The sequence below is a fragment of the Bacillus cereus group sp. MYBK245-2 genome (genome assembly GCF_051916145.1).
Classification (GTDB): Bacteria; Bacillota; Bacilli; order Bacillales; family Bacillaceae_G; genus Bacillus_A; species Bacillus_A pacificus.
Genome location: NZ_JBQAGB010000002.1, coordinates 217,300 through 244,201, shown reverse-complemented (window position 1 = coordinate 244,201; position 26,902 = coordinate 217,300). Strand labels below are relative to the sequence as shown.

The following is a 26,902-nucleotide window of genomic DNA, read 5'->3' as shown; positions in this document are numbered from 1 at the left end:
TTATAGTTATACCTACTAATATAAAAAAGAAGCTCCACAAAGTCAATTGATAATTCTGAAATTTAAAACAGAAATAAAAAAGACTTCCGCTAACGGAAGTCCCCTATCTCAATATTTCATTTGCTTCTTTTTCATAAATTTTATCAAATGAAGTCATAACGCGTTGTGATGCTGAAATCATTCTTTGATCTGTCATTAGATCTGCCATCTCTTTCGTCATATCTACATTTGAATTTTCTAGCATATGGTTTTTTACTAAGCCTGTTCCGTTCGGTAAATCAGCAATATTTCCTTCTGCTAGTGTAAAGCTTTTGTTCTCTCGTTGCACAAGACGATTATTCGCTTCTGCATCTACTGTTTTTGTTTGCAACTGCGCAATTACTATTCTCTTAATATCTGGTTTTTGCAACGTTCCATCGTTAACTTCTCGATAAATTTCTCCATTATTAGATACGAAGAAATTAACATTTTCCGGAATTTTAATACGTTCATTATTTACATCCATAACATAAGCACCAGATGATGTTTGCAAGTAACGATCACTATTTATTGTAAAACTACCATCTCTCGTTAAAAACGTTTCATCGTTTTTAGATGTAACGAAAAATGATGTTGTACCGTTTGCACCGTCATCTAAAAAGAAATCTGTAGCACTATTTGTCATTTGTATATTTCCTTGTACTAAGTTCACATGCGTTGCGGCTGGTACTACAGCGTAATCGACTGAGCCAATATTTGTTACAGCTCCGTCACCGCGGCGATATGTGTCTTGTACATCAAATACTTTAGAAGTCATATTTTCTGCTTTAAATCCTGTCGTTTGGGCATTTGCAACGTTATTCGAATGAACATTAATGCGCTGCATGTAATTCATCATACCCATTGAACCTATATAAAGACCGTTCATACTCGATTGAATAAGGCAATTGCCTTATTCTTCACCTCTTTTCTATGATGTTTGCAACATTTGTTTCGCTAAATGTTCCGCTGTAGCGATATGTATGTTTTTCTTTACGTCTTGTCCGTCTGTCATTAATACAATGGGAGCTGATGATACTGCTGGAATTTTCAACAGTTCACCACTACTTGCCGTTTCATCAAATTTCGTAAAGACGATACCATCAATATGAATATCTTTAAAGTTCGTAATGATTTCAATCATATCTTTACTTTTCATCGAAGCTGATAACGTTAAACAAATATAATCTGGCTCTACTTGTCCCATCGTTTCAATCATTTCTTCCACAGTTTCTGACGCACGATAATTTTTTCCAGCTGTATCAATTAAAATATAATCGACGCGCGCTTCTTCTTTAAAATATGTAAGCGCTCTTGTCATTGCAGCTTCATCACGCACAGCGATTACTTCAAATCCAATTGTCTTTACGTAATCTTGCAGTTGCTGAACTGTCCCAATGCGAGAATGGTCGGTCGTAATAAAACCAACCGTTTTTTTCTTACCGTGAAACTGCCACGCCATTTTCGCAAGTGTCGTCGTTTTTCCAACACCAGTTGGACCGATTAATGCAATTGTTTGTACTTCTTTTTCAAATACATTTTCCATATTGAAATGAGAGCTCATATCTTCCAATATATATTCGATTACTTCTTCTTCTGTAATCATCGTTGCATTCTCAAACTTCACTTTTAACTTTTCAGCATATGCATGAATAAAGTATTGTTCTACATCGTTTTGTTCTAGCATGCGAATTACTTTTTGAATAATAAATGGTACAGATTCTTGCTTTTCTTTTTTTACAACCACTTCTTCTTTTTTGACGGGAACGACTTTTTTCACAGCTTTTTGCTTTTTCGTTACTTTCGTTTCTTCCGTCTGTTTCACAACGACGATACCTTTTTCAAACAGCTTTAATAGTTTCTCTTTCTTTCTTGCCCATTCTTCACTATTTCCTGTTTGCATCGCCGCGTACGACATAGGAGTCGTCACGTTTTCTAAATTGTGCAGTACCGATTGAATTCCGTTCGCCTTCACAATTTGTTCTGAAGGATCATTTACAACATCCATTAATTGTTCATGAAATTGAGCTGTGCCTTCGTTTACTTCTTCCTGTTTATCCTCTGGAAAAGCAACTAACATTTCATAATTCTTTTTCCAAAAAAACGGGATATTGCGTTTTACACTTTCATCGACAACGTAATAATAATCTGTACCATATTGGTCAAATAACTTTCGATACAATTCATTTTTCGAAGCTGCTTTTATTCGCATTAACGCTTCTTTCTTTTCTGTACTTTCCATTACTTCACCCCCTACTATTCAATATAGGCAATTTGATCTACAACAATTTCTGGTGCTAATTCGCTAATACAAAGTACTTGCGATTCTACTTGATAACGCTCAAGAAGTCTTACAATCGCAAACCTGAAATCTTTTCTACGCGTTAATAATACTGGTTCCCTTCCCATTAACCTCGCTTGTTTCAATACGCGTTGTACTTGTTCAACGACTCGCGTTTCTAAATCTAAATCCCAGTTTAATAAATAACCTTGATAAGAATTGTTCACAACGTCTGCATCTAACTCGATTGAATCTGAGAAGAGCGCCGCATATATTTTCCCGTCAGGATTTTTCGCATTTTCACAAATCACTTTTGAAATACATTCACGGACGAATGACGTTACGCCATCAACATGGTTTTGATAAATTTCTTTTCCATCAATAATACCTTCAATAATGGTTGGTAAATCACGAATAGAAATACCTTCTTTTAGCAATTGCTTAATAACATTTTGAACAAGTGATAAGTCGATTTCTTTCTTCTTAATCTCTTCTAATAAAACGCCGTTATCATTTTCAAGGGAGTTAATTAAATCTTTTACATGTTGACGCTGAATTAACTCATGCAGGTTACGTCTAACGACAACATCTAAATGTGTAATTAATATGCTAAGTGGCTCTAATACTTGATAGCCTTTCATTTGTGCATCTTGTACCATATGTTCTAAAATCCAATATCCATCCTCGCCAAAAATCGGATCTTTCGCCGGTTCTGCATCTAAATCGGCCATTACATTTGGTGTTTTCAGCGCTAATAAGTAACCTGATTTCAAAACACCTTCAGCTGCCTTCGCACCTTTAATGCGAATAATGTAACGTCCGCGCGGCCTAAAACTCGTATTATCTTTAAAGTTAATTCCAGGAACATTAATACCAAGGTCGGTAATAATCGATTTCCTCATAAGAACAACTTTATCACGAGCTGTTTCCCCGTTAATTTTCTGCTTTACAAGTGCCGCTAAATCTAAACCTAGTTCTACAATAATTGGATATTTATCTGTAAATACGCCAAATGAATCTTCCACTTGTTGCAGTTGCTCATCTTCGCCTTGAATCATTTCTAATTCTTTTTGAAGCTCATCTTCTTTTTCTTTCTTCATTCGATTTTTATTTCGAATTCCTAAGAAGATAATTGTTCCACCAACGAGTGCGAACGGTAGAAATGGTAGCGGAGTAAAAATACCCATTGCGATAAATAAACCACCGAGCGCATATACAACGACTTCATGCGCTAATAACTCTTTAAAGATACCTTCTGTTACTGTATCCGGTGAACCGTCAAATACACGCGTTACAATAATACCTGTTGAAATCGCAAGCATTAAAGAACCGATTTGGTTTACAATTCCATCACCGACAGTTAACTGCGTGTAATGAAGAGCCGCTTCACCAAAGCTCATGCCCTGCTGCATCATTCCGACAATTAAACCGAAAATGATGTTTACGAATAAAATGACAATCCCGAAAATAACGTCCCCTTTAATGAACTTTCCGGCACCATCCATCGCCCCGTAAAACTCTGTTTCCATATTTAATTTTTTTCGTTTCGCCTGTGCATCTTTTTCTGAAATAATACGCTGGTTTAAATCAGCATCGATTGACATTTGTTTCCCTGGTAAAGAATCAAGTGTAAAACGAGCTGCAACTTCAGCTGTACGAGATGCACCGTTTGCAACGATAAACTGGAATATGATTAATACTGTAAAAATAACGATACCAATTAATAAGTTCCCGCCAATTACGAACTGACCGAACTCTTCAATAACATGGCCGGCATTTCCGTTTGTCAAAATCGCTCGCGTCGTCGATACGTTAATCGATACGCGGAAAATCCCGATTAATAACAACATCGTCGGAAATGACTTTAATTCATCCCACTCGTTAATACTTGTCGCTCGCATATAAATAAGCACTGACATACTTAGTAGAAAAACGATAATGATATCAAGTATAAATGGTGGAAGTGGAATTAAGAGCGCCACTACGAATGACGCTGCTAAAAAGATAGAAAAATAGGTTCTTGCAGAATCTATCTTAAACAAAGAGATCTCCTCCAAACGCGCTATTATACTTCAAGTTCATTCGTTTGAATTAAATAGCGCATAACTTCAATTACAGCTACGTATAAATCTTCTGGAATCGCCATATCTTCCTCGACTTGATAATATAAAGAACGAGCAAGCGGACGGTTTTCCACCATTGGTATTTCTTGTTCACGGGCAAGCGTTCGTATATATAATGCGAGCTCATCTTCCCCTTTTGCAACGACAATTGGTGCTGCATCAACGTGTTTATTGTACCTGAGTACGACTGAAATATGAGTCGGGTTGTTTACAATAAACGTTGCCCCATCCATCTTCTTCGCAATTGTCCCTTGCAATATAGCGTGCATAAAGTTTTTTCGTTTCCCCTTTACTTGCGGGTCCCCTTCATTATCTTTATGCTCTTGTTTTACTTCTTCTTTTTTCATCTTAATATCTTGTTCGTACTCCCATTTTTGATAAATAAAATCAATGATAGAAAGAACGATTAATATAATTAAAATAGCTAAGAAGATAAATTTAATTTGCCTAATAATTTCAGTAAGTGACGCAGTCCAGTTAAATCCAATCATACTCACGATTGTTTCTAAATTCTTTTTAAAGAGCACATAAGCGACGTAACCGATTAATCCCATATAAAACAGTGATTTCAAAATATCTACTAAACTTTTACGACTAAACAATCTCGTAAAATAGTTTTTTGGGTTAATACGCGACGCTTTCGGCTTAATCACTTTAGAAGAAAATAAGAAACCGACTTGAATCATATAATTGAATAAATGAAAAGCGTATACAAGTATTAATATAGGTGCTGATACTTTTAGTAGTAACATCCCCATCATATAAAAATACTCGGTTGAATCTGTATTTTTTCCAATTTGATCAAACAGCACCGATACAGAATTGGCAATCTCAAACCCGAGCCAATCTCCGAAAAAGTAAACGACAACTGCTAATACAAGAATGGAAAATAAATTATTTAAATCTTTACTCCGGGCAATATTCCCTTCTTCACGCGATTTCTTACGCTTCTGCGGGGTGGCCTTTTCTGTTTTATTATCCTTTGCCATGTACGTCCCCCTACTTCGTTAAGAAAAAGTTAAATAGTTTCGTATATTCCTCAAGCAATACATCCGTCATATTTTTAAACACATAACCGAGCATCGGTACACTCATCGCAATAAACAAAATACCACACGTAATTTTAATCACGTACGCATTCATAAAAACGTTTAATTGCGGAGCGTTTTTTGCGATTAAAATTAAAACAAAGTTAATGATGAATAAACTTCCCATAAGCGGAAGTGCAATTTCAACCGCTGATGTGATCGCAAATAATAACGTTGCGAGTAGACTATCTAAAAAACTAGTCGTCAACAATTTTGAAATCGCCTCTGTATATTGAAACGACTTTAAAATCGTGGCAACGAAATAATTAATGCCGCCAAGTGAAATAAAAATAATAAGAAAAAATATATCAAAAATAGTTGATAGTAAAGTAGACTGTGAGCCTGCATTTACATCAAACAAACTTGCTTGTGATAAACCGATATCAAAGTCTAAAATATGCCCGGCCATTTTCGGAATGTTCCACAGCATTTCTACAATTTTTGAAAGTGATAATCCAATTACTATTTGCGTACCTGCATAAGCTGCTACGTCCCAAGTTGTCTTTATGTGAGAGACATCAACTTGATCGGCAACTGTTATGGAAAGGGCAAGTCCAACTGTAACCTTCGCCATAGCTGGAATAGATCGACCAGAGAAAAACGGTAAAAAATATAAAAATGAAGTAATGCGGCAAAACGCAAAAAACGTCGCCGCCCATAATTCCATATTCATTTCAGTTCACCTATCTTAGTACGAACGCAATAGCGATGGAATTTTATCAAATAAATCTAAAATAAGCGTCGTTAACTCTTGAAACATCCAAGGACCTAAAATGATAATAACGAGTACAATACTCGCCATTTTCGGTAAAAACGTCAGCGTTTGCTCTTGAATTTGCATCATCGCCATAATGACTGCGATAATAATAACGACAATCATACTTACGCCGGCAACCGGCATTAAAATCATAACCCCTTTATAAAAAAAGGTTTGAAAAATATCTATAATTGGTGACGTATTCATTTATATGACTCCTATCACATAGCATCAAACGCTTCAGGCGACCGTTTTAAACATAATGTCGACGATTTTTGTATATCCACCTAAATATACGAAAACGAGTATTTTAAACGGTAAACTTAAAATCATCGGCGGTACCATCATCATCCCGAGGTACATTAAAAGTGTACTAATAATCAAATCTATAAATACAAACGCTAAATAAATGAACATCCCTGTTAATAATCCCTTTTGGATTTGCGTTAACGTAAAGGATGGTACGAGCGTAAATAAGGAAAGATCTTTCAAATCTTTCGGTAATTCTTCTCCGCGCACTTTCAGCATCATTTTTAAATCATGCTTATACGTATGCTTTGACATATACTCTTTCATAATCGGCGCTGTCGTTTCCGCAGCTTGGCTTACCGTTATTTTCTCTTTTGTCATCGGATCCCACACATCGCTCTTTAGCTGCCCAAGAACAGGCTGCATCGTAAAGAGTGATAAAAACAAGGCAAGTCCAACGAGCACTTGGTTCGGCGGTAAATTCATTACCCCGAGTCCTTGACGTGTAATCCCAAGAACGATCATAAAATAAGTAAAATGTGTAAATAATAGAACGATAGATGAAGATAATGATAAAAGGGTAACGAGCGCAAATAACTGTACACTTGAGTTACTCGTAAACTCTTTTCCATTTTCGAAATTAATAAAACCGTTTTGGGCTGCATACGCTGGATTTACAAAAATAATTGAAAAAACGATAGAAAATACGAAAATAACGGCTAATAACGATAACTGTTTCTTTATTCTCATGATGGATCCTCTACTTTTTTCGTTTCACTCTTCACCGCGTCTTCTAGCGCTTGTTGAAACTGATTTCCTGTTCCTGTTAATTGCACAGATTGAACACCGTTATTACTAATAACAGTGAACACTTGCTTGCCGTCTACTTCAAATAAAAAGGCGCTCGTTTGATGATTTAGATAAACACCGTCTTTCACTTGAATGTGGCCATTTTCACCTTGTTTAAAAAACTGCTGCTTGCGCGTCTTTTTCGTCATATAATATGCACCGTAGCCGAGCGCACCAAACAGTAAAACGACTTGAAATAAGGTCGTCATATACGACATATGACTCCTCCTCTACTCTTTATCTTGCATTTGACTTTGCGCTTTCATAAGCGCAGCTTGCTTCTTGTCAGCTTCAATTTCAGAAATGATAATACCGAACTTCTCGTCCATTACGATCGCTTCTCCAATGCCGACTTTCATATTACTTAAATATACATCTACTTTATGTCCTAAGTTTTTCTCTACTTCTAGCACATCGCCCACTTTTAGCTGTTTCACATCACCGAGCGTAATAGATGTTTTCCCAAGCTTTACACCAAGTTCAATCGAAATATCTGAAACGGTATCAATATGTGCTTTACTTGCTTCATTTCGCTTTCCTGCAAATTCTTCTAATCCCATTAATGACACAGGAGATACTTCATGTTTCATATGGATCCTCCTACTCTACAAAACTTTTAAATAGGAGCGCCTTACGCGTTCCATCTTTTCCAATAAAACAATTAAATTTATGCTTTCCATCTACATAACCAATTAATTCATCTGAAACTTTCGTATGAAGCGGAATAATATCGCCCTCTTCAATTTGTTCAATCTCGCCCATCGTCATCTTCTGCTCACCAATTGCAACGTGAACAGGTTTGTACACTTGATTTACTTTCACTTCCACTTCAGACGTATACTTTTTACGTTTATCTGAAGAATGTTCAACAATATTTTCAGACGTTAACTTATCCATAATTTCTTCAACAGATAAGAACGGAATACCAATACGAACTGTCGTATTCCAAAAATCTGTTTTCATATTTACGTTCAGTAATGAAATAATATCACTCGCTGTCGTAATCTTAAGTGCATTTGGATCTGTCTCTGTCGTTACAAATGTCGGTTTAATCGCTACAACACTTTCAAACGATTGCTCTAAATTTTTGCATAGAAGCGCAAATATATTATCAAGCGTTAAAAACTCGAATGCCGTCAGTGGTCTACGCATCGTAAAATTACGCTTACTATCTCCGCCAAGCCAGCACTCATGAATGTAAATAACAAATGCTAAATCAATCTCAATAACAATTTCTCCAAGCTCTGGAAGTCCGAGATCAATGACGCAATATAAATAGTAATCTTTCGGCATTTTCTCCACATACTCACTCGTAAATGGAACTTGCTCCACTGTCGAAGGCTCTAAGTCAATCGGAATACGCATACGCGCAGATAACGTCTGTGACGTCTGTTTACCAAACGTAGAAGCAATCGCTTGCAAGCTACGTAAATGTTCAACACCGAACTTCTCCGGTCTATTAAAATCATACTCTTGAAATTTATCTTGCTTCCCTGCTTCTTGTGCGAAAGCTGGCATTTCCTCGCCTTCATTTACCGCCTTCAGCAGGGCATCAATTTGCTCTTGGCTTAATTTATCGCCACTCATGAAAATCCCCTTCCCTACCTTTTCAATTCAACGATTTCAACGTACATTTTTCCATTCTTCGTCAAAATCTTTCCGGTTCCAATCTCTTCATTCTCAAGCATAAGACGCACCGTATTTTTCGTTGAATTTTCAAGACGATACAATGTACCTTTCGTAATATGAAGCAGATCTTCAATTTTCTTTTTCGTATTTCCGATTTCAAAATAAATTGTTAACGGAATATCATCTTGTAATTTCAATCTAGCCACTCCCATATCATGTTCACGAAAATTTCATGTTCTCTCTATATATGAAACTTCTTATTTTGAAACGTCGATATTTAATATTTTTTTAATATATCCTTGCGTTTCTTTAAATGGTGGTACGCCTCCGTACTTTCTCACATTACCAGGGCCAGCATTATAAGAAGCAAGCGCTAAAACTAAATCACCGTTATTTTTCTTTAAATAACCACTTAACTCTTTCACGCCGCCTTCAATACTTTCAGCTGGTGAAAATGGATTTTTTATACCCATCTCTTTTACATTCGCCGGCATAAGCTGCATAAGGCCCATCGCCCCTGCATGCGACACCGTTTTCGGATTAAAATCAGACTCTACTTCAATCATTTTTTGAATTAACGTTTTTGGAATTCCGTATGTACGACTTACTCTATCTATAATATCCTCATACTTCCCTTCATTTGAAGAACGTATTTTTTGAATATTATACTTCTTCGTTAATCCCCACGTATCAACAGCCTCATTTTTCGTTTCCGGGAAACGTCGTTCAAACTCTTTTTGCGCAACTTGCACTTCATCAACTTTCTTCGTTTCAGGCTTTTCTTCCGGCTTACTCGCTTCCTCTACTTTACTAGAATCACCTTTATTAACGAGCGTTTCTATTTTCGTAGATTGTACCGGCTGACTCATATCCTCTACTTTAGCCGGTTGCGTCGTAGTCTTCGTCTCCTTCATAGGCTCGCTCTGCAACTTCTCTTGAAACCTACTACTAACGAACGCCTGCGGACTACTTAACTTTTGCTGAAACTGCCCTTTTTTATATGCAAGTACTTCTTTTACTATATTTCCAACTACCATAATATCACCTTTTCGGTAAACAAAGATAATCTAATATTAGAGTTTTTTCGTAAAGTTTGCAATAATCCTTTGCAATTATATTGTAATAAAAAAACGACTAAATTGTTAAACTGTTATTTTTTTATATTTATTAATTCAAATTTTCAGTTGACACCCATTATAGCAAGGCTTACAATAAATTCGAAATTGTTTTTTTTGCATATTACCGTTTTTCAATTTGCAGAAAACTCAATATAAAAAAATGGGGGTTCTTAACATGAGAATTAATACAAACATTAATAGCATGCGTACACAAGAGTACATGCGCCAAAACCAAGCAAAAATGAGTAATTCTATGGATCGTTTATCAAGTGGTAAACGTATTAACAACGCTTCTGACGATGCAGCAGGTCTTGCAATTGCAACTCGTATGCGTGCACGTGAAAGCGGATTAGGAGTTGCAGCTAACAATACTCAGGACGGTATTTCTTTAATCCGTACAGCTGACTCAGCAATGAACTCAGTATCTAACATCTTACTTCGTATGCGTGACCTTGCTAACCAATCTGCAAATGGTACAAATACAGATAAAAACCAAGCGGCATTAGATAAAGAATTCGCTGCATTAAAAGAACAAATCGATTACATCTCTAAAAACACAGAATTCAATGATAAAAAACTTTTAGATGGTTCTAATAAATCTATCGCAATTCAAACATTAGATTCATTCGACAAATCTAAACAAATCCAAATTAACTTATCGGATACTTCTACAACTGCATTAAAAATTAATGGTTTAACTATTGCTGATGCAGGTACTACTACTGGTTCTGGTAAGAAATTAACAGGCGCTAGTAGTGCTGATATTGGTACTGCTAGCTCGACTGCAGCTTCTTTAAGTGGATTGACTGGTGGAGTTAGTGGTACTGGTGCATCTAATGGTCAGCGAATTACTGCAGTTGAAGCATTTAAAACTGAATTTGAAAAAGTTAAAGATAGTATGAATAAAGATGATGTTGCAAAAGTGCAAGCTGCTATCGAAAAATTCGAATCCACTTCTGGTAATACTTTAGAAAATGCTCAAGAAATTGGGAAAGCTTATACTAAAATAATTACCGCTGCTCCTACTGGTGACGGACGTGCTCCAGTAGAAGATTCAGTTGTAGGAGAGGCACAAGATGCTGCAAATGAATTATCTAACTTATTAATTACTGCAAATGATGCTGGTGCTAAAGTGAACACCTTCATAACAAAGTTTGACCAAATTAAACATGCTATGAATGAAGATGATGTTGCAAAAATTTCAGCTGCAATTGATAATTTCAAAAAAGTTGATGGAACTGGAAACACTATTGAGAACGCTCGTGAAATCGGAGCAATGTTTACAGCGGCAGTAGCTGGTAAATCTACTAGCAGTACTACTGGTGGTACAGGTAATGCATCTGCTGCAGTGAAAGCAATCGATGCTGCATTAGAAACTATAGCTTCTAACCGTGCAACTCTAGGTGCTACATTAAACCGTTTAGACTTTAACGTAAACAACCTTAAGAGCCAAGCATCAAGCATGGCATCTGCTGCTTCTCAAGTAGAAGACGCTGACATGGCGAAAGAAATGTCTGAAATGACTAAGTTCAAAATCTTGAACGAAGCTGGTATCAGCATGCTTTCTCAAGCAAACCAAACTCCACAAATGGTTTCTAAATTATTACAATAATCCATTTGAGTTAGTTTCACAAATAAACCTCTCTGCTTGCGGAGAGGTTTATTTTTTGTAAAACCTTCCTTTTTTTGATGGGAGAGAGCATCCGCGTGGCGTAGAAGCGGTCAGTGCCTATCTTTATCCCCTCTCATGTTAAAACACAACTAGAAAATAAGCATAAGTCTCTTTTTCTGTTCATAGCTGTTTATTAGATTAAGAGATACCGACTATATCAATCTATAAGGAGTGTCTATTATGCGTATTGGTACGAATGTTTTAAGTATGAATGCTAGGCAGTCATTGTATGAGAATGAAAAACGTATGAATGTTGCAATGGAGCATTTGGCGACTGGTAAGAAGTTAAATCATGCTTCTGATAATCCAGCTAATGTTGCAATTGTAACTCGTATGCATGCGAGAGCGAGTGGTATGCGCGTAGCAATTCGTAATAATGAGGATGCGATATCGATGTTACGTACTGCGGAAGCTGCCCTTCAAACTGTGACAAATATTTTACAGCATATGCGTGATTTAGCTGTTCAATCTGCTAATGGTACAAATTCAAATACAAACCGTGATTCACTGAATAAAGAGTTTCAGTCTTTAACAGAACAAATTGGCTATATTGATGAGACGACTGAGTTTAATGATTTATCCGTATTTGACGGACAAAACCGTCCTGTTACGTTAGATGATATTGGTCATACAGTAAATGCAACGAAACATATTTCCCCTTCCCCTACACAACATGACATCAACATTTCAACAGAACAAGAAGCAAGAGCAGCGATTCGTAAAATTGAAGAGGCTTTACAAAATGCATCACTTCACCGTGCTGATCTTGGCGCTATGATCAACCGACTGCAATTTAATATCGAAAATTTAAATAGCCAAAGTACAGCATTAACAGATGCTGCTTCCCGAATTGAGGATGCGGATATGGCGCAGGAAATGAGTGACTTTTTAAAATTTAAATTATTAACCGAAGTTGCACTTAGTATGGTTTCACAAGCTAATCAAGTTCCGCAAATGGTTTCTAAATTACTGCAATCATAATTATCATTCCACTCTTTGAAACGATTCCATACAAAAGCAAAAGGGAAATACATATAAACTATGTACTTCCCTTTCATTCTGTACCCAATACTTCTATGGCGCTACTGTCATAACTTGTCCCCTGCGATCGATCCTTATTTTCATTTTTCCGTCTTGTGCGTTATATAAACCTAGCTTATTTAATTCTATTTTGCATTCTTGTACGAAGGTTGGTAATTTACGAATTTGATTGACATCCGAACTTTTAATAAAACTAATTAAATGTTGCGTCATATCTTTCACATCTTGCACGAGTTCTTCTTTTTCTCGTTTTAACCTTTCGTTTTCCAATTGTAGCGCACGCAATTCACTTTCTAGACTACTTCTATTAGACTCTTCTTTAAAATGCCCTGCAGCCATGTTAGAAAGCTTATAAATACCCTCCATAAACTGGCGTAATTCATCTTCTTTTCTTTCACTATGTTGACTAATTGTTTCAAAGTTATCAACGATACCAGATATAACTGTTACGAGGCTTTTTTCACTCTCTTTATGCTGGATTTCCTCTTTTAATACTTGATTGTTTTCTTTTTTCATTTCAACGATTGTTTCTTTTACAGGTGTATATTTTCGCTTTCGTCCAGGTTTTTGTTTTTCGATATTTTCAAACGGTATTTCACGTTTTTTTAATTTGTAATACGTATTTTGTAATTGACTTTCTGTTTTCGGGAAAAGATTTAGTTCATTTTTACTAACATATTTTGAAATATTAATAATGTTTAAACCGTGACGTTGGCAAAATTGATACACTTCATACAGTAACTCTAGTTCAGACTTGAGCCATGTAATCGTAGATTTTTCATATGCTCGCATCCCGCCATTTTTTTCTATATCTATTTGAAATAATACCATTCTATTATATAAATCAACTAGTTCTTCATATTTTACTTGGAATTGTTTTTCTATTTTTTTAAATTCCGCTTCTAGTTGCATATCGTTCATTTTATTATTTGACATGTTTTGTAAGAGACTTAATACATTGATTGCTGTGTGGTGATACATAATCTGCGCCACTCCCCCTCATCCTTTCACAATTCTCATCAGACTCCCATGTCTATTCAGAAAATAGAAAATTTTACATATCCATATTATAACATTTCGAAATTATCTGTCAAATAATAAACATACAAAAATGTATAGAAAGTATAGAAATAGAAAAAGATTTTTTTATTAATATGCACAATTGCATATTAATCACTTTTAATTATATTATATGGTATTTAGAATGTAATTTCACCGAAAAATTTTGCGTTATTACGAAAAATTACTAAAATAATCCAAAGATACGTTTTTATATTTTTAAATCAAAAATCTTCAAATGAAGATTTTTCATACATACAACCACAAACACCCCATCTTTCCACCTATACAGAGTATAAAACACTAAAAAGGAACTAACCAATACTACACACGGTTAGTTCCCTTCTCTCCACTAAAAGAATAGAGTTATAAGTAGAATCTACAAATCTTCAATTAAAACCTCACATCGCGTGTGGCTTAACCGCCACCACCACTCTCACTGCCCCACTTCTTCCACTTACCTAAAAAACTCGCTACATATCTCTGGTCTTAACATGGCATAGGGCTCTATTAGGCACTAACCGCTGCCACACATGGCTAAAGCTTCTATTCAAGCAAAAAAGTGCTTTTAAAAATCTTTTACAACACTAACTTATCTACTAAGCCGATTAACTCTTGAATATCTGGCTTACTTACTTGCGCATTTGCTCCTACCGCTTCGCCTTTATGGAATAATTCATTTGTAATTAAGGAAGAGAAAATAACGACTGGTAAACGATTCATGATTTCACTATCTTTAATTACTTTCGTTAAATGGTGTCCATCCATTTTCGGCATTTCAATATCCGTAATTAACAGGTGAATATGTTCAAACATTTTTTCTCCTTGCTCTTTCGCTAGCTTTTCAATTTGCGCTAACGCTTCTGCACCATTGCTAAAGAAGTTCATTTTCGTATATCCAGCTGATGATAATGTTTCTTCTAATATTTGACGAAGCATTGCTGAATCTTCCGCAATATAAATAATTTTTTCACCGCGATCTGTTTTTTGTTCTAATTTTGAAAGTGATTTATTATCATAACCAGTACCGCTAATTTCACATACAATTTTCTCGTAATCTAATAGTAAGATGATTTTTCCATCTAGTTTTACAATACCAGATGTCGTTTCTTCTAATCCCATAGATAATGAAGCTGGTTCATCAATTTGCTCCCAAGAAATACGTTGAATACGATGCACTTCATCCACGCGGAAAATAACTTTCATTTGGTTTAATTCTGAAATGATAAATTTCGTTTGATCAAGTGGCTTTGTCGATTTTAAATTAAGAGCTGTCGCTAAGTTAATAACTGGTAAAATTTCACCGCGTACTTGAACAACACCTTCAACTGCATGATGAGATTCTGGCACAGTTGTAACAGGGAATGGATTAATGATTTCACGTACTTTCATTACGTTAATACTAAATAGGTTTTCACCAACAGTATATGTAACAATCTCTAATTCATTTGTTCCGCTTTCTAATAAAATACTTTGTGCTTGTGACATAAAAGTGTCGCTCCCCTTTCATTATTTCCGTATATCTAATTATTAAGCTTTATTAAAACGAAAAAGTCAACTACCTATATAAAAAATATAGATAGTCGAACAATTCATTTCTTTATTTAAAAAGACGATTACTCTTGTATAAACGAAGCAAGTGCTTCTAATAACACTTCTTGCGCTCCTACAATTTCTGTCGGCATCGCTTCCCATTTTTTCGAAAGCTCTGTTTCAACTCTTATTCTTAACTCTGTATTCATTACTTCTAGCACATATTCTTTCGTTGCTATATCAACATCCAGTAGCGCGAGTGCATATAGTTCCGGATCATTTATTTTTTCAAATAATCGTTTTAATACTGCCGGCGCTATATGTTTTAATTTTTCAATATGAATCTCTTTATCCGAAAATAGTAACTCATATTGAATAAACGTAACATTTTCTTTCATCACTTTAAAATAGCAATTATTTTTTTTATCATTTACAAAATAACCGTTCGGATCAGCAATAATACCCTCTACTTTACGAATTAAATCTGGCAAACTACTCGCCGTCATTACAGTCCGCTGCTCAACCTCACTCGGCGAAATGAATGTAACGCGATACTTATTTTGCGCCATCCTCCTCACCTCTCCTTTTATAAAAATCTATCATCATTAACGATCCAAAAGGTACTGGTCTACCATGAAATGATTATCTTTTCCCAAAACCACCCAGTACCTCTCATATCTCTGGTCTTACAACTACGTACAGATTATAGCTGTTATCTACACTTCGTTTATCTCTTCTTCGGCTACCCTAGTAACTCTCCATATCTCTGGTCTTACACACCGGTCGAGACACTATTAGGCACTGACCGCCACCACACATCGCCAGGTCCTCTCTCAAAACCTAAAAAAGAGCTTTTAAAATCTTTTAAGATCTTTTCAGTAACTCGATGTTATTAAACCAAAACGCAATTTGCTGATCCGTTATCCCTGATAACGTAACAAAAAACTCACGGCACTTCATCTCATCTTTAAACAGTTGATACTTCCACTCGCCCTCACTACCAACACTTACGAAATAAAATTCGTGAATCCGGCCAATGATTGCTTGTTTTTCACCAAATGAATAGGGAGGCACTTGCTTAATTTCAAATTGATCTGGTAAATATACATGCTCTTCTCGTTCCATTTTTAACACTTGCTCAGCAAGGTCACGTTTATTTTCGAAAAAAGGCAATTGTAAAATTCGTTCTTGTCTTGTCATACGAATAAAAAACCCTTTCTACTACATTACAATTTTTCTTTATTATATATTATCGAATTAAGTTTACAACTTCGTTTAATACTTCATCTGAAATTTTAATTACTTTCGCATTTCCTTGGAATCCACGTTGGTATAACATTAAGTCAACGAATTCTACAGATAAATCTACGTTTGCACCTTCTTGTGCACTACCACGTACTTTTCCTGCACCATTTTGACCAGATACACCCATTGCTAAAATACCAGTTGTATTCGTCGCTGTATAGTTACCATTACCAGTTTTCATTAAGCCGCCTTCGTTCGGGAACATTGCAACAGCTAATTGACCCGCAGCTTTCATACTTCCATCCGAGTATTTTACCATCACATATCCACCGTCAGCAATAAAGCAATCTTTTACAGTCGCTGCTGCTCTACCATCTACATCTGTTACTGCTAATGTTTTCTCTGTCGGGTGGTTTGTTAATTTACTAAAATCTATTTTTACTGTTCCACCATTAAAGGGAATATTCGCTTCAGGGTTTACCGGATCCGGCTTCCCTACCGCATCGAATTTCACCTCACCACCTGCGCCATTAACCTCGTTAAACGCTGTTTCTTTTTTCGATTCGTTACGCATATATACTTTATATTTATAATTATGTTCACCATCTTGTTTAAACTCCACGCGCATTGTCCATGTATTACCGGCATTATCGTATACAGGCAATTCTTGCGTAATCTGTTTTGCATCTGCTGGAATGTTCCCTCCAACGACTCCTTTTGACGTTCGAATACCACCGATTGCTGATCCCATTGGAACTTGCAATGGTCCTGGGATACCAGATAAATCAACATTACCAGTTGATGGATCTGCTGGATAAGCGAATACATATTGCCCTTCCGTATTCGTAATATAGTAATCTGAAGATATTGTAAATGTTCCTTTACGTGTAAATTCCATATTTCCAGCTTTTGAATCACCTACAACGAAGAAACCATTACCTTCCATTGCCGCTTGTGTTTTACCACCAGTTAACGTAATTGTACCATCGGTATAATCCGTCACCGTTCCGCTCATTTTCACACCGTTACCAATACTTTTCGGGTTCGTCCCTGCGTATCTATCGTCGCCTTTCGCACCAATTGAATTGTTGTACAGTAAATCATCGAACATAGCTTTTTGTTTTTTATAACCAACCGTTTGTGCATTGGCGATATTATTTGAAGTTACACTTAATGCATTTTGTGTTGCATTCATTCCTGTAATACTTGTATATAACGCTTTAATCATAATATATGGACACTCCTTATGAATTTGTAGTTTTTTCTTCTTCCGCTACTTTTTGATCGTCTTTCTTCGCATCTTCTGGATTCGTTTCTCCAATTGGTTTATCAGACACTCTCTCAACGAAACGAAGGGATACAATTTTATTATCAATAACGAGCTGTACATCGTTATTTTCTGCAAGGCGAACTGTCTCTACTTGACCAGTTACTTTTTTACCGTCACCGTCAATACCTCTTACGTACTTCCCTAAAAACTTCATTCCACCATCAAGCGCTGTCGAATACATTGTCGTTCTTAAAGAGTCAACTGCCTTTGTCATATTCTGCACTTGTTCCATAAGAGATAACTGCGCTGTTTGGTTCATCATTTGATTCATATCCATCGCATTAAATGGATCTTGGTGCTGGAAACTCGATAAAAACAATTTCAGAAAATCATCTTTTCCCATTACTCCAGGAGTTTTTTGTTCTCCTGCTGATACTCCATTCATTTGCCCTACTGCCGGTTGTGCACCGTTAACAGATGCGTTCCTATTCTGCGCTCCTGCTTGCAACGGAATATGATTTGTACTCGTTGTATTTAATCCAACTGTTGGCACGCTTTATTCCTCCAATAATCCCGCAAATTCTTTTGATTCTTGTTTCTCATGTTTCGTACTTGCTAATTGCTGCTTTTGCCTTTGCTCTTGTTCTCGCTGTTCTTTACGATTTTCATCTTTATCTGAATAGCTAATTTGAATATTAATTTCTTTTTCTTTTAACTTCAGTCTCAATTCATCAAAAATGATTTCAACACGTTTCTTCGCATCGTGTTTTTCCATTTCCACATGAACATCAATTTGATCTCCATGTTTTTTCATAAACACTGTTAATGTACCAAGTTTTTCTGGATTTAACTGGAATAAAACACGCTCTTGTTTCACTACAAACTTTTGTAATGCCTCTACTTGTGCTTCCATTTTCTTTCCTAAGTCAGGCAATGAAACTTTCTCAGCGCCACTATTGGATTTCCCTATGTGATCGGTACTTGTCGCTTTATTTAATAACTCTGCACCGGCAGAATTCGAATCGTTGAATACATCACCTTCTGGCAACTCTACCTTGACATCTTCGCTCTCAGCTTTCGGAAGATCTCCATCTAAGTCTTTGGACTCTTCTTGTTTCTTTGCAATATTACAAGTTTCTGTTTCCACTACTTTCAATACTTCCATCATTTGCTCTGGCATCTTCACTTTGTCTAATGCCATTTGCATTGTATCTTCTAAACATATAGCATTTTTGATATTCATATTAGAAAGGAGTTCTTGTAATTGTTGTAATTCATTAGCGGGTAATTCGTTAAGTTTTATATTTCCATATTCTTTATATAGCTCTTGTATTTTTTGTATGTATTGATATAACAATTCTGGCTGCACACGTAATTGCTCAATTGCAACCATTTGCTCAGATACAGCTAACAATAACTGTTCTGTCTCTTTTTTTTCTTCTTTCTTTACATTAGGCTCTTCTTTCGTTGCCGATTTTTTAGAAAGAATGTTTTCTTTTCTATCCCCTGGTGCATTTTCTTGCTTTGTTTTCTCCGTTTTCGGCTGCTTTTTGTTTTCCATTCTCATCGCACGATCGAATGAAGAATCTTCACTTTTAGATTGTACTTCTAGCCCTTTTTCTTTTTGCGGAGGTAAACTTTGTTGCACCGGTAATACAGACTGTATCACTACATTCACCTCATCCATTCATACACATTTTCAAATCAAGAAGCATTTTTTCTTCCTGCTTTTCTCGTATTTTCGCAAGCTTTCTACAATCTTCTTGATACATCTCATCAATGACACGTTCTTTTTCTTTTACTTGTTCTAAAAGGCTTTCATTTTTTCGAATAAAATCTTCTGTTTTTTTAATTTTCCGATTCCATTCTTCTATTCTTTCAGGTGAAAACGTATGTGACGAAAGCATGCCAGCCATTATACGTTGCCCAGCTTGTACAACTTTACTACGCGATTTTACAACATATAAATCATATTCTTTTTTTTGTTCTATTTTTCTTTTTTCAGCTGTTAATTCATACACTTCTTTCAAAATCTGTTCTTTTTCTTGATTTATTTGCAATTTTATCGTGTCGTACTGCTGCTTATCCACCTGTTTTCATAGCCCCTTCCTATTATAACGTTCTCTTTTTCTATTATATAGTTTTTTTCCAAAAAAATCTGTGAAATATTAAAAAACAAAAAAATAAGACCTCCGAAGCGCAAGGTCTTATACTATATGGTGCATTGCTTCAACAATATCGTTAAATTGGAAACTATCAGATCGACCTTGTTTTAAAAACGTATTTATACCTTCTACTTTATTTTTACATTCAAAAATATAAGCATTTTCTGTATTTTCTTGAATCGTTCCTAATTTGAAATACAATTCATTTTCTTTATAAATAGATAAAATTTTTCGCATTTCATTTGCCAGTTGCCAATGAGTTGGCGACACGATTTCTTCCATAATCCGACTTACTGAGTCTAGCACTGAAATAGCAGGATAATGACTGAGCGTTGCAAGTTCACGTTTTAATACAATATGTCCATCTAAAATACCACGTGCTAAGTCCGGTACAGGACCGTTTAAATCGTCTCCATCAACGAGTACAGTATAAATACCTGTTATAGATCCCTTCTTCGTTTTCCCAGAGCGCTCTAACAGCTTCTTCATATAACTTTCCATTAAAAGTGTTTTACCACCAATCGGTAACTCTTTAACAGCAATATCAACACTTCTACGCGCATCTGCAAAACGAGTGACAGAGTCCATCATAAGTAATACGTTATTGCCTTCGTCTCGGAAGTATTCAGCAATAGATGTTGCAAGCTTAGCTGCACGAAGCTGCATAAGGTGACTTTCATCTGACGTCGCTACGACAACGACGCTTTTCCTCATACCTTCCTCGCCTAATTCTTTTCGAATAAAATCTTTTACTTCTCGGCCACGTTCTCCTACTAAACTAATAACGTTTATATCCGCTTTTGCATTTTTCGCAATCATGCCGAGTAAAGTAGATTTCCCAACACCAGACCCAGCGAAAATACCAATCTTTTGACCGATACCAATTGTTAGCATAGAATCAATGGATTTAATTCCCGTTTCAAATACGTCAGTAATCTCTTCACGTTCAAACGCATGAATAGGCGGAGCATCTAGTTTTATTTTTTGCAGCGGAATGTTTTCAGCGTTCTCATTTAACACTTCGCCATTTGCACTTAACACTTTTCCGAGTAAATGATTACCACGAGGTATAACAACATCTTCTGCAATTAATGTAACGGAATCTCCGTAACATACTTTTTCTGTCTGTTCAAACGGGAGTAACATATTGTTCTCTTTTTCAATTGCAATTACTTCACATAAGACGCTATGTTCTCCAACGAGACAAACATCACCGATTTTCGCCTTCGGTCCCTTCGCTACGAAAAACTGCTCTTGCACACTATGAACTTTACCGACTTTCGTATAAAACGGTGTTTCAATAAATGTATTCCATTTTTGGTTTTCATTCATTAATAGTCGATTCATACATTTTGCTCCTCAAATAACTTCTCTTCTTCCCATTTCTGGCGAAGTTTCGCAAATATAGGTGCAAACTTAAATTCAAAGAACTCTTTCTCCTCTTCTAGAACAAATTCACCGAACTGTAAGGAGAAATCATATTTCCATTCTACTAATTGTAGCAACCAATATTCTTTCGTATTTTCCTTCTCTTCTTGAATACGTTCAAACGTTTCTGGATGTACGGTAATAACTAGTTTTTCAAACGAAGTAGGTAACGTTTGAACGATGCCAGTTAAAATAGGTAACACATCAAGCAATCTAGTATCTACTGCTTGATTCACAATTTTTTCTGCTAGTTGGAAAGATTGATCCCATAATAATTCTGTCCATTCGTATGCAGTTTCTTGTTGCTCTTTTTGAAACTGCTGACGTGCCGATTCTATTTCTTTCATCTGCTGCTGAACGTGCATTTGAAATTGTTCTTGATCATGTAATAGCTGCTGACGCTCTCGTTCTAATATTTGCTGCTCTTGCCTTAGCTGATTTAGTTCAACATGTAACGATTGTTGCTGCGCAAGAAGTTCTTCATGATCTACTTGAATTTCTTCTACGTGAACTGGTATTGGTTTTGGAAATTGTAATTCATACTTTTCTTCAGAAAAAGAAACAGAATTCTTCGGAATTCTGTTTTTAAATAAGGACATCCTCTTCACCTCTTTGAACGATAATTCTTCCTTCTTTCTCTAGCTTTTTCACCGTACCTGTAATCATTTGCTGCGCTTTCTCAGCATCTGTCATCTTAAGTGGTCCTAAGCCATCTAATTCTTCCAGAATCATCTCTTTACGGTTTGAAGACATACATGTAAATAATTTCTCTTTAATTTCTTCTTTTGCAATTTTAAGCGCTTTTGCAATAACACCGTTATCTGTAATTTCCTCTAACACACGGCGAAGCGCAAGATCTTCAAGACCAAGTAAGTCTTCAAAGACAAACATATTTTCTTTAATTCTCTCAGATAACTCATAATCAACTTCATCCAGCTTTTGAAAGACTGTTTTTTCAACGCCTCGTGAAACGTTATTTAAAATGTTCACAATTGTTTTTAAGCCGTCTGTTTTATTGATTGCACTAAATGCCATATTATTTAATTTTGCTTTTAATAGCTCACCAATTTGATTAATGAGTTCACCGTCAACTTGTTCTAGTTTCGCAATACCCATTACCGTTTCTACTCGCTTATGATCTGGCAATCTCTCAATTAATTGAGAAGCAAGTTGCGGTTTAATGTAAGAAGCGATAATTGCAATTGTTTGTGGTGATTCATCATTCAGCACTGTAAGAAGTGGCTCTAAATCTGTAAGTGAATTTAAGAATTCAAATGGATTATCTTTGTTGTACCAAAGGTCTTCCAATAATTTTTCAAGCTCGTCTTCTGGCATATTTTTAAATATGCGACGAATGTACTCTTTATCTGGAGTGACTAAATTCAATTCTTTTACATTTAGTTCATATAAGAACTCCCCTAGTACATTTTCTAACGTTTCTGGTTTATATACACGAAACTTCGCGATTTCACGAAGCAACACTTCTTTTTCCTCAGCCGTCATATATTCAATGACTTTCGCTGCCACCTCTTCATCTAATGTACGAATGAGGATGGCAGCTTTTTCTTTGGAGGAGATTTCATCTAACATCGTTGTTCCTCCCTTACTGTCCGTTTAACCATTTTTTAATTACTTTTGCAGTACCTTCTACATGTTCTTTCGTAGCATCCTGCACTTGTTCATCTAACGTCGGTTCTTTCGGTTGTTCTGGCTCAGGTTTTGGCTCTGGTACTATTTTCTCTTCAGGAATTTCCATAATACTTTCACTACTTGCAGCAACTTCATCTTCTGCTAAGTATTCTTCATATTCCTCTTCTTCTTTCTTTCTCTTACGTCTTGCTAATAAGAACCATACTAGACCACCAATCGCTAATAGACCAGCTGGAATTCCACCGAATAACCACCAGTTTATACCACTTTCTTCTGGCTCTTTCTTCTTCTCTTCTTTCGGCTGATCAAACTGAACAGTTACAACGTTAACTTGACCATTTGTAAAGTTTCCATTCGGGTCAGCTTGAAGCCCAGCAGCTGTGCCGATTGCTTCTTTGAAAGTTGTCATATCAATTCTTCGTTTTACTAACGTATCATTATCTACCCATACAACAACATTTGTTTTCGTTAACTCTGGGTGTTTCTTAATCGTTTCAACTGTTTTATCTATTTCATAGTTTTCGATTTTGTTACCATTTTTATTATCGTAGACAATTTTGCCATTTTGATTATTGTTCGTACCGTAATTTGGTACTTCGCCGTTCGCTGTAATACCAGCGCCTTGCTTCGTATCTGCACCTTCTTGCGCAGTAGAGCTTTCCTCTTGCTCTTGTTTACTACGAAGTACACCTTTATCACCATATTTTTCAGACTGACGTGTAACTTCATCGTAGTTTACAGATACTTTCGTATTCACTTTATATTCATTCGGCTTAAACATCGTCATTAATGTTGCATCGATATCTTGCTTTAATTTACCTTCAATTTGGTGCTGCATCTCTACTTCTTTCTCATAAGAAGAGGAACTAGTAGCATGTGCTTCATCTGCCCCTTTTGAGATAACACCTTTTTTACTATCAATCACACTTACTTCTTCTGCTTTTACACCAGGAACTGCTGCACTGATCATTTGCTGTATACCCGCAACTTGATCAGCCGTTAATAGTTGACCACGCTTTACACCAACCGTAATTGCAGCTGTTCCTTTTGCTTTTTCTTCATCAAAAATTGTCTCTTTTTCAGGTAATGTAATTTGAACATTTGCCGTTTCAACTGTCGCAAAATTTCTTACAATGTCTTGCTCTAATTGCTTTTTCGTACCGACAATTTGCTTCATTTTTTTATCTTGCTCACTTGAACCGAGCGAGCTTTCTAATAAAATTTCCTCACCGCTTTTTGAATTAAACGGTAATCCCATTCCATTCATTTCTTTTCGAACCCATGGAGCATCATTCTTTTGCACACGAATCGAACCATCGGCTGCTAATTGGTAATCGACACCTAGCTTCGATAATTCTGCTGTAATCTCTTGCTTGTCTGCATCATTTAAATTTTGATATACAACAACATATTTATCTGGCAAGGTGAAGTATAAAAGTGCTCCTGTTACAATTGCTAAAAGCGCAGCACCAATGACTAACTTATGCCACGTTTTTAACGATTGGAAAACATTTTTTAACTTTTCCATTTAAACACACCCGTCCATTTTCCTAAATTTGCATATTAATTAGTGATTTATAATTTTCAATAAGATTATCACGTACAAGAGCAGCCGTTTTCATTTGAGACTCAGCCTTCTTTTGCTGAATTAAAACGTCATGTGTTTCTCCTACTCCTTTTGTTAGTAAATCATATACCGCTGTTTGCGCATTGTTTTGTGTTTGATTCATATCTTCCAATAAATCGATAAACTTCTTCCCCTCGACTACAGATGTTTGCGTGTTTTTCGGTGCACCAATTGACTGAATCGTGCCAAATGGCTGTGTATGTAACATTGGTTGGATTTTCATCTTCCCGTATTCCTCCTCTATCCTCGGCCGATTTCTAAATCTTTATCCAGCATTTTTTTATTCGCATTTAATACACTTGTATTTGCTTCGTACATTTTTTGAGCAACCATTACATTCGTCATTTCAGCAGTTACATCAACATTTGGATAACGTACATATCCTTCTTCATTTGCATGCGGATGCGTCGGATCATACACTAAGTTTTCAGTTTTGTCTGCCTCAATACTTTTTATTTTCACCCCGTTAGTCGGTGCACTGTCTAACATATTCGCAAAACTATTATTTGATTCAAGCACTACACTACGGCGCTCATACAAATCTGCCCCCGGAGCCGCCGTTGTATTTGCATTTACAATATTATTTGAAGTAACTTCCATCCATTTTCTCGCTGTTGTTAGCCCTGATCCACTTGCATTAATTGCCTGAAACATCGTTGTCTCTCCTTCTACTATTAACGTCCGCGAGCTGCTTGGTTAATTGCATATTGTGTATTAATTGCGTTAATTGAAATCCCATACAATTGGTTTGTTTTCATTAAATCTAGCATTTCTGTCGTTACATCCACACTATTTCCATCTTTATTCGTTTGCATTGACTTCGTTTGAATCTTCGCATATGTATTTTTCGTATTTACTGTCGGTAAGTGCATTTCATTCGTTTGATATAAATCTGCATTAGTCTTTAAATCCGCAGTATTACTCTTATATAATGCACTACTTTTATTCAGTTGCTCAGCAAATGTAATGTCTTGTGCTTTATAGCCAGGTGTATTCGCATTTGCAATATTACTAGAAACAGTATTTCGTTTCGTCACTAAATAATTCATATAATGGCTTACATCAGTCACTAAATCTGGCATACTCCACACCCTTCCTTTTTAACTTATCATTTTGGCATAATAATCCACTGATGGAAGTTTCACTTCATTATTTAATTTCTTATATGTATTTATTAAAATATTAACTATTATGTACCCTTACATATTTTATTCCATTTTTACATTGTTGTCTTTAGAAAAATACAAAAATATAAAAAAAGAATACAAAAAAACTGTATACGCGTAGTAATCTATATAATATTTCAACATATTTACGACTAGCCGCAGATTATTTTCGCATTATTTAGATTACTTCTATTTTTTACAGTCATAAAATGAAACCTCAATCAGCGGAATTCTTTATTTACATGAAGGAATGGATCCCCTTTTAATAAGGGGGATCCGTTTCCACACTTTATAATTAATATTTACCGTAAAATGAATTTGCTTTCATTCGCCCATCATTTGTCATAATCATTTCTTCCAAAATCTTTTGCTTATCTCGAATATGCTGTGCTGCCTTAATAATAAATGGACTTACTTCTGCCGCAACTTGTGCGCGCGTTTCTTCATCCAATGTCATCATCCAGCGATTTAACATCGCGCTCTTCTCAGCAAACTCTTCATCTGACACTTGCAATTCACCGATTTCATTAAAACAACCGACAAATGCTCGATAAATATCATTGTTCATTTTCAAGCGCTCCGCGATAACCATCTATTAAATCTTGTAACACTTTCACAATCGCATCAATATCTTTCGCTTCACGTGTTACTTTCATCGTTTGAATTTGAACACTAATCCAATCATATAAACCATAAAGACTATCATATAAATCTTTCGTAATCTCAGGGTTTAATTGAAGCTTTAATTCTTCAAAAATACGTTCTAACTTCTCAAGAAGCGCATCTCCCTCTTGTAGTTTAAAAGTATGTAAAAGCTCTTCTAAATTACGAAACTCTACAATGCATCTTTCATAAATAAAAATTGTATTTTTAATCGGATTACTCGTCATAATATCATTTTGCATATAACGTTGCCATGCTTGCATACGATCAC

31 protein-coding genes are annotated in these 26,902 nt (G+C 35.8%); 2 read left to right on the top strand and 29 right to left on the bottom strand.

The features are described from left to right. Positions 1 to 103: 103 nt before the first annotated feature. The 12 genes from ACTFRN_RS06120 to ACTFRN_RS06065 are packed head-to-tail and all read right to left on the bottom strand — an operon-like array spanning position 104 to position 10,031. Entirely contained in the window at positions 104 to 907 is an 804-nt protein-coding gene (locus ACTFRN_RS06120) for a flagellar basal-body rod protein FlgG (RefSeq protein WP_074614853.1), read from the bottom strand. Positions 908 to 949: 42 nt separating this feature from the next. Beyond that, complete coding sequence (gene flhF / locus ACTFRN_RS06115; RefSeq protein ID WP_440038034.1) at positions 950 to 2,260, bottom strand: flagellar biosynthesis protein FlhF; 1,311 nt, start codon at positions 2,258 to 2,260, stop codon at positions 950 to 952. Between the two features lie 14 nt (positions 2,261 to 2,274). Beyond that, positions 2,275 to 4,341 (bottom strand): flagellar biosynthesis protein FlhA, encoded by a 2,067-nt coding sequence (gene flhA, locus ACTFRN_RS06110; RefSeq protein WP_000472545.1) that lies wholly within the window; start codon positions 4,339 to 4,341, stop codon positions 2,275 to 2,277. Between the two features lie 23 nt (positions 4,342 to 4,364). Beyond that, positions 4,365 to 5,411 (bottom strand): flagellar type III secretion system protein FlhB, encoded by a 1,047-nt coding sequence (gene flhB / locus ACTFRN_RS06105; protein WP_049112010.1) that lies wholly within the window; start codon positions 5,409 to 5,411, stop codon positions 4,365 to 4,367. A gap of 10 nt (positions 5,412 to 5,421) precedes the next feature. After that, the gene (locus ACTFRN_RS06100) at positions 5,422 to 6,183 is read right to left on the bottom strand and encodes a flagellar biosynthetic protein FliR (RefSeq protein ID WP_001055716.1); all 762 of its coding nucleotides are present in this window, start codon (positions 6,181 to 6,183) and stop codon (positions 5,422 to 5,424) included. A gap of 15 nt (positions 6,184 to 6,198) precedes the next feature. Then, positions 6,199 to 6,474 carry a flagellar biosynthetic protein FliQ gene (locus tag ACTFRN_RS06095; RefSeq protein ID WP_001098085.1) on the bottom strand — a complete coding sequence of 92 codons (276 nt, stop codon included), beginning with the start codon at positions 6,472 to 6,474 and terminating at the stop codon, positions 6,199 to 6,201. A 33-nt stretch (positions 6,475 to 6,507) separates the two neighbouring features. Beyond that, the gene (locus ACTFRN_RS06090) at positions 6,508 to 7,266 is read right to left on the bottom strand and encodes a flagellar type III secretion system pore protein FliP (RefSeq protein WP_001220586.1); all 759 of its coding nucleotides are present in this window, start codon (positions 7,264 to 7,266) and stop codon (positions 6,508 to 6,510) included. Further along, a complete protein-coding gene (locus tag ACTFRN_RS06085; protein ID WP_000121176.1) occupies positions 7,263 to 7,583 on the bottom strand; it encodes a hypothetical protein in 321 nt (106 codons plus the stop codon). The genes ACTFRN_RS06090 and ACTFRN_RS06085 overlap by 4 nt, the downstream gene beginning before the upstream one ends. 12 nt (positions 7,584 to 7,595) lie before the next feature. Further along, positions 7,596 to 7,955 carry a flagellar motor switch protein FliN gene (fliN, locus tag ACTFRN_RS06080; RefSeq protein WP_000680025.1) on the bottom strand — a complete coding sequence of 120 codons (360 nt, stop codon included), beginning with the start codon at positions 7,953 to 7,955 and terminating at the stop codon, positions 7,596 to 7,598. A gap of 10 nt (positions 7,956 to 7,965) precedes the next feature. Beyond that, positions 7,966 to 8,952 (bottom strand): flagellar motor switch protein FliM, encoded by a 987-nt coding sequence (fliM, locus tag ACTFRN_RS06075; protein ID WP_042512965.1) that lies wholly within the window; start codon positions 8,950 to 8,952, stop codon positions 7,966 to 7,968. A 14-nt stretch (positions 8,953 to 8,966) separates the two neighbouring features. Then, positions 8,967 to 9,191, bottom strand: a complete 225-nt coding sequence (locus ACTFRN_RS06070) for a flagellar motor switch protein FliN (protein WP_000775712.1) — start codon at positions 9,189 to 9,191, stop codon at positions 8,967 to 8,969. A gap of 60 nt (positions 9,192 to 9,251) precedes the next feature. Continuing rightward, on the bottom strand, positions 9,252 to 10,031 hold the full coding sequence (locus ACTFRN_RS06065) for a lytic transglycosylase domain-containing protein (protein WP_088106587.1): 780 nt from the start codon (positions 10,029 to 10,031) through the stop codon (positions 9,252 to 9,254). Positions 10,032 to 10,287: 256 nt separating this feature from the next. On the opposite strand from ACTFRN_RS06065, the gene ACTFRN_RS06060 reads away from it, so the two are divergent. Both ACTFRN_RS06060 and ACTFRN_RS06055 read left to right on the top strand, forming a co-directional pair. Continuing rightward, complete coding sequence (locus ACTFRN_RS06060) at positions 10,288 to 11,724, top strand: flagellin N-terminal helical domain-containing protein (RefSeq protein ID WP_088106586.1); 1,437 nt, start codon at positions 10,288 to 10,290, stop codon at positions 11,722 to 11,724. A gap of 240 nt (positions 11,725 to 11,964) precedes the next feature. Continuing rightward, on the top strand, positions 11,965 to 12,765 hold the full coding sequence (locus ACTFRN_RS06055) for a flagellin N-terminal helical domain-containing protein (RefSeq protein ID WP_088106585.1): 801 nt from the start codon (positions 11,965 to 11,967) through the stop codon (positions 12,763 to 12,765). 93 nt (positions 12,766 to 12,858) lie between these two features. On the opposite strand, the gene ACTFRN_RS06050 is transcribed toward ACTFRN_RS06055, so the two are convergent. The 17 genes from ACTFRN_RS06050 to ACTFRN_RS05970 form a co-directional block, all read right to left on the bottom strand. Continuing rightward, positions 12,859 to 13,806 carry a DNA-binding domain-containing protein gene (locus ACTFRN_RS06050; protein ID WP_014893156.1) on the bottom strand — a complete coding sequence of 316 codons (948 nt, stop codon included), beginning with the start codon at positions 13,804 to 13,806 and terminating at the stop codon, positions 12,859 to 12,861. 657 nt (positions 13,807 to 14,463) lie between these two features. Next, the gene (locus ACTFRN_RS06045; protein WP_000075951.1) at positions 14,464 to 15,372 is read right to left on the bottom strand and encodes a chemotaxis protein; all 909 of its coding nucleotides are present in this window, start codon (positions 15,370 to 15,372) and stop codon (positions 14,464 to 14,466) included. 128 nt (positions 15,373 to 15,500) lie between these two features. Continuing rightward, on the bottom strand, positions 15,501 to 15,986 hold the full coding sequence (locus tag ACTFRN_RS06040; RefSeq protein ID WP_014893157.1) for a hypothetical protein: 486 nt from the start codon (positions 15,984 to 15,986) through the stop codon (positions 15,501 to 15,503). Between the two features lie 295 nt (positions 15,987 to 16,281). Further along, positions 16,282 to 16,617, bottom strand: a complete 336-nt coding sequence (locus ACTFRN_RS06035) for a DUF3964 family protein (protein ID WP_074568193.1) — start codon at positions 16,615 to 16,617, stop codon at positions 16,282 to 16,284. Between the two features lie 49 nt (positions 16,618 to 16,666). Then, complete coding sequence (locus ACTFRN_RS06030; RefSeq protein ID WP_000588316.1) at positions 16,667 to 17,890, bottom strand: flagellar hook protein FlgE; 1,224 nt, start codon at positions 17,888 to 17,890, stop codon at positions 16,667 to 16,669. Positions 17,891 to 17,906: 16 nt separating this feature from the next. After that, entirely contained in the window at positions 17,907 to 18,485 is a 579-nt protein-coding gene (locus ACTFRN_RS06025) for a flagellar hook assembly protein FlgD (RefSeq protein WP_001143470.1), read from the bottom strand. A gap of 3 nt (positions 18,486 to 18,488) precedes the next feature. Continuing rightward, positions 18,489 to 19,601, bottom strand: a complete 1,113-nt coding sequence (locus ACTFRN_RS06020; protein ID WP_140383355.1) for a flagellar hook-length control protein FliK — start codon at positions 19,599 to 19,601, stop codon at positions 18,489 to 18,491. Between the two features lie 10 nt (positions 19,602 to 19,611). Continuing rightward, positions 19,612 to 20,022, bottom strand: coding sequence for a hypothetical protein (locus ACTFRN_RS06015; protein ID WP_000360867.1), 411 nt, complete (start codon positions 20,020 to 20,022; stop codon positions 19,612 to 19,614). A gap of 117 nt (positions 20,023 to 20,139) precedes the next feature. Next, positions 20,140 to 21,444 carry a flagellar protein export ATPase FliI gene (locus tag ACTFRN_RS06010; protein WP_049112020.1) on the bottom strand — a complete coding sequence of 435 codons (1,305 nt, stop codon included), beginning with the start codon at positions 21,442 to 21,444 and terminating at the stop codon, positions 20,140 to 20,142. Then, positions 21,441 to 22,124 carry a FliH/SctL family protein gene (locus ACTFRN_RS06005; protein WP_049112022.1) on the bottom strand — a complete coding sequence of 228 codons (684 nt, stop codon included), beginning with the start codon at positions 22,122 to 22,124 and terminating at the stop codon, positions 21,441 to 21,443. The genes ACTFRN_RS06010 and ACTFRN_RS06005 overlap by 4 nt, the downstream gene beginning before the upstream one ends. Continuing rightward, positions 22,111 to 23,115: a flagellar motor switch protein FliG gene (gene fliG, locus ACTFRN_RS06000; protein ID WP_000883351.1), complete on the bottom strand. Its 1,005-nt coding sequence runs from the start codon at positions 23,113 to 23,115 to the stop codon at positions 22,111 to 22,113. The genes ACTFRN_RS06005 and fliG overlap by 14 nt, the downstream gene beginning before the upstream one ends. A gap of 13 nt (positions 23,116 to 23,128) precedes the next feature. Continuing rightward, positions 23,129 to 24,703, bottom strand: a complete 1,575-nt coding sequence (fliF, locus tag ACTFRN_RS05995) for a flagellar basal-body MS-ring/collar protein FliF (protein WP_000413179.1) — start codon at positions 24,701 to 24,703, stop codon at positions 23,129 to 23,131. A 22-nt stretch (positions 24,704 to 24,725) separates the two neighbouring features. After that, positions 24,726 to 25,025 (bottom strand): flagellar hook-basal body complex protein FliE, encoded by a 300-nt coding sequence (gene fliE / locus ACTFRN_RS05990; protein ID WP_000701676.1) that lies wholly within the window; start codon positions 25,023 to 25,025, stop codon positions 24,726 to 24,728. 17 nt (positions 25,026 to 25,042) lie between these two features. Further along, a complete protein-coding gene (gene flgC / locus ACTFRN_RS05985; protein WP_000484677.1) occupies positions 25,043 to 25,456 on the bottom strand; it encodes a flagellar basal body rod protein FlgC in 414 nt (137 codons plus the stop codon). A gap of 20 nt (positions 25,457 to 25,476) precedes the next feature. Then, entirely contained in the window at positions 25,477 to 25,884 is a 408-nt protein-coding gene (gene flgB / locus ACTFRN_RS05980) for a flagellar basal body rod protein FlgB (RefSeq protein ID WP_088106583.1), read from the bottom strand. 379 nt (positions 25,885 to 26,263) lie between these two features. Then, on the bottom strand, positions 26,264 to 26,536 hold the full coding sequence (locus ACTFRN_RS05975) for a hypothetical protein (protein ID WP_001058066.1): 273 nt from the start codon (positions 26,534 to 26,536) through the stop codon (positions 26,264 to 26,266). Continuing rightward, positions 26,526 to 26,894: a flagellar export chaperone FliS gene (locus ACTFRN_RS05970; RefSeq protein ID WP_001149522.1), complete on the bottom strand. Its 369-nt coding sequence runs from the start codon at positions 26,892 to 26,894 to the stop codon at positions 26,526 to 26,528. The genes ACTFRN_RS05975 and ACTFRN_RS05970 overlap by 11 nt, the downstream gene beginning before the upstream one ends. Between the last annotated feature and the right edge of the window lie 8 nt (positions 26,895 to 26,902).

Excerpts from the sequence above, each read along its gene's own strand:
- fliM (WP_042512965.1), bottom strand. The coding sequence starts at position 8,952 with ATGAGTGGCGATAAATTAAGCCAAGAGCAAATTGATGCCCTGCTGAAG.
- fliG (WP_000883351.1), bottom strand. The coding sequence starts at position 23,115 with ATGTTAGATGAAATCTCCTCCAAAGAAAAAGCTGCCATCCTCATTCGT.
- flgB (WP_088106583.1), bottom strand. The coding sequence starts at position 25,884 with ATGCCAGATTTAGTGACTGATGTAAGCCATTATATGAATTATTTAGTG.
- ACTFRN_RS06050 (WP_014893156.1), bottom strand. The coding sequence starts at position 13,806 with ATGTATCACCACACAGCAATCAATGTATTAAGTCTCTTACAAAACATG.
- ACTFRN_RS06100 (WP_001055716.1), bottom strand. The coding sequence starts at position 6,183 with ATGAATATGGAATTATGGGCGGCGACGTTTTTTGCGTTTTGCCGCATT.
- ACTFRN_RS06055 (WP_088106585.1), top strand. The coding sequence starts at position 11,965 with ATGCGTATTGGTACGAATGTTTTAAGTATGAATGCTAGGCAGTCATTG.
- ACTFRN_RS06005 (WP_049112022.1), bottom strand. The coding sequence starts at position 22,124 with ATGTCCTTATTTAAAAACAGAATTCCGAAGAATTCTGTTTCTTTTTCT.
- ACTFRN_RS06035 (WP_074568193.1), bottom strand. The coding sequence starts at position 16,617 with ATGACAAGACAAGAACGAATTTTACAATTGCCTTTTTTCGAAAATAAA.
- ACTFRN_RS06010 (WP_049112020.1), bottom strand. The coding sequence starts at position 21,444 with ATGAATCGACTATTAATGAATGAAAACCAAAAATGGAATACATTTATT.
- ACTFRN_RS06060 (WP_088106586.1), top strand. The coding sequence starts at position 10,288 with ATGAGAATTAATACAAACATTAATAGCATGCGTACACAAGAGTACATG.
- ACTFRN_RS06045 (WP_000075951.1), bottom strand. The coding sequence starts at position 15,372 with ATGTCACAAGCACAAAGTATTTTATTAGAAAGCGGAACAAATGAATTA.
- flhB (WP_049112010.1), bottom strand. The coding sequence starts at position 5,411 with ATGGCAAAGGATAATAAAACAGAAAAGGCCACCCCGCAGAAGCGTAAG.
- ACTFRN_RS06040 (WP_014893157.1), bottom strand. The coding sequence starts at position 15,986 with ATGGCGCAAAATAAGTATCGCGTTACATTCATTTCGCCGAGTGAGGTT.
- ACTFRN_RS05970 (WP_001149522.1), bottom strand. The coding sequence starts at position 26,894 with ATGCAAGCATGGCAACGTTATATGCAAAATGATATTATGACGAGTAAT.
- ACTFRN_RS06030 (WP_000588316.1), bottom strand. The coding sequence starts at position 17,890 with ATGATTAAAGCGTTATATACAAGTATTACAGGAATGAATGCAACACAA.
- ACTFRN_RS06090 (WP_001220586.1), bottom strand. The coding sequence starts at position 7,266 with ATGAGAATAAAGAAACAGTTATCGTTATTAGCCGTTATTTTCGTATTT.
- ACTFRN_RS05975 (WP_001058066.1), bottom strand. The coding sequence starts at position 26,536 with ATGAACAATGATATTTATCGAGCATTTGTCGGTTGTTTTAATGAAATC.
- flhF (WP_440038034.1), bottom strand. The coding sequence starts at position 2,260 with ATGGAAAGTACAGAAAAGAAAGAAGCGTTAATGCGAATAAAAGCAGCT.
- ACTFRN_RS06095 (WP_001098085.1), bottom strand. The coding sequence starts at position 6,474 with ATGAATACGTCACCAATTATAGATATTTTTCAAACCTTTTTTTATAAA.
- fliN (WP_000680025.1), bottom strand. The coding sequence starts at position 7,955 with ATGAAACATGAAGTATCTCCTGTGTCATTAATGGGATTAGAAGAATTT.
- ACTFRN_RS06065 (WP_088106587.1), bottom strand. The coding sequence starts at position 10,031 with ATGGTAGTTGGAAATATAGTAAAAGAAGTACTTGCATATAAAAAAGGG.
- flgC (WP_000484677.1), bottom strand. The coding sequence starts at position 25,456 with ATGTTTCAGGCAATTAATGCAAGTGGATCAGGGCTAACAACAGCGAGA.
- fliE (WP_000701676.1), bottom strand. The coding sequence starts at position 25,025 with ATGAAAATCCAACCAATGTTACATACACAGCCATTTGGCACGATTCAG.
- ACTFRN_RS06120 (WP_074614853.1), bottom strand. The coding sequence starts at position 907 with ATGAACGGTCTTTATATAGGTTCAATGGGTATGATGAATTACATGCAG.
- ACTFRN_RS06085 (WP_000121176.1), bottom strand. The coding sequence starts at position 7,583 with ATGTCGTATATGACGACCTTATTTCAAGTCGTTTTACTGTTTGGTGCG.
- fliF (WP_000413179.1), bottom strand. The coding sequence starts at position 24,703 with ATGGAAAAGTTAAAAAATGTTTTCCAATCGTTAAAAACGTGGCATAAG.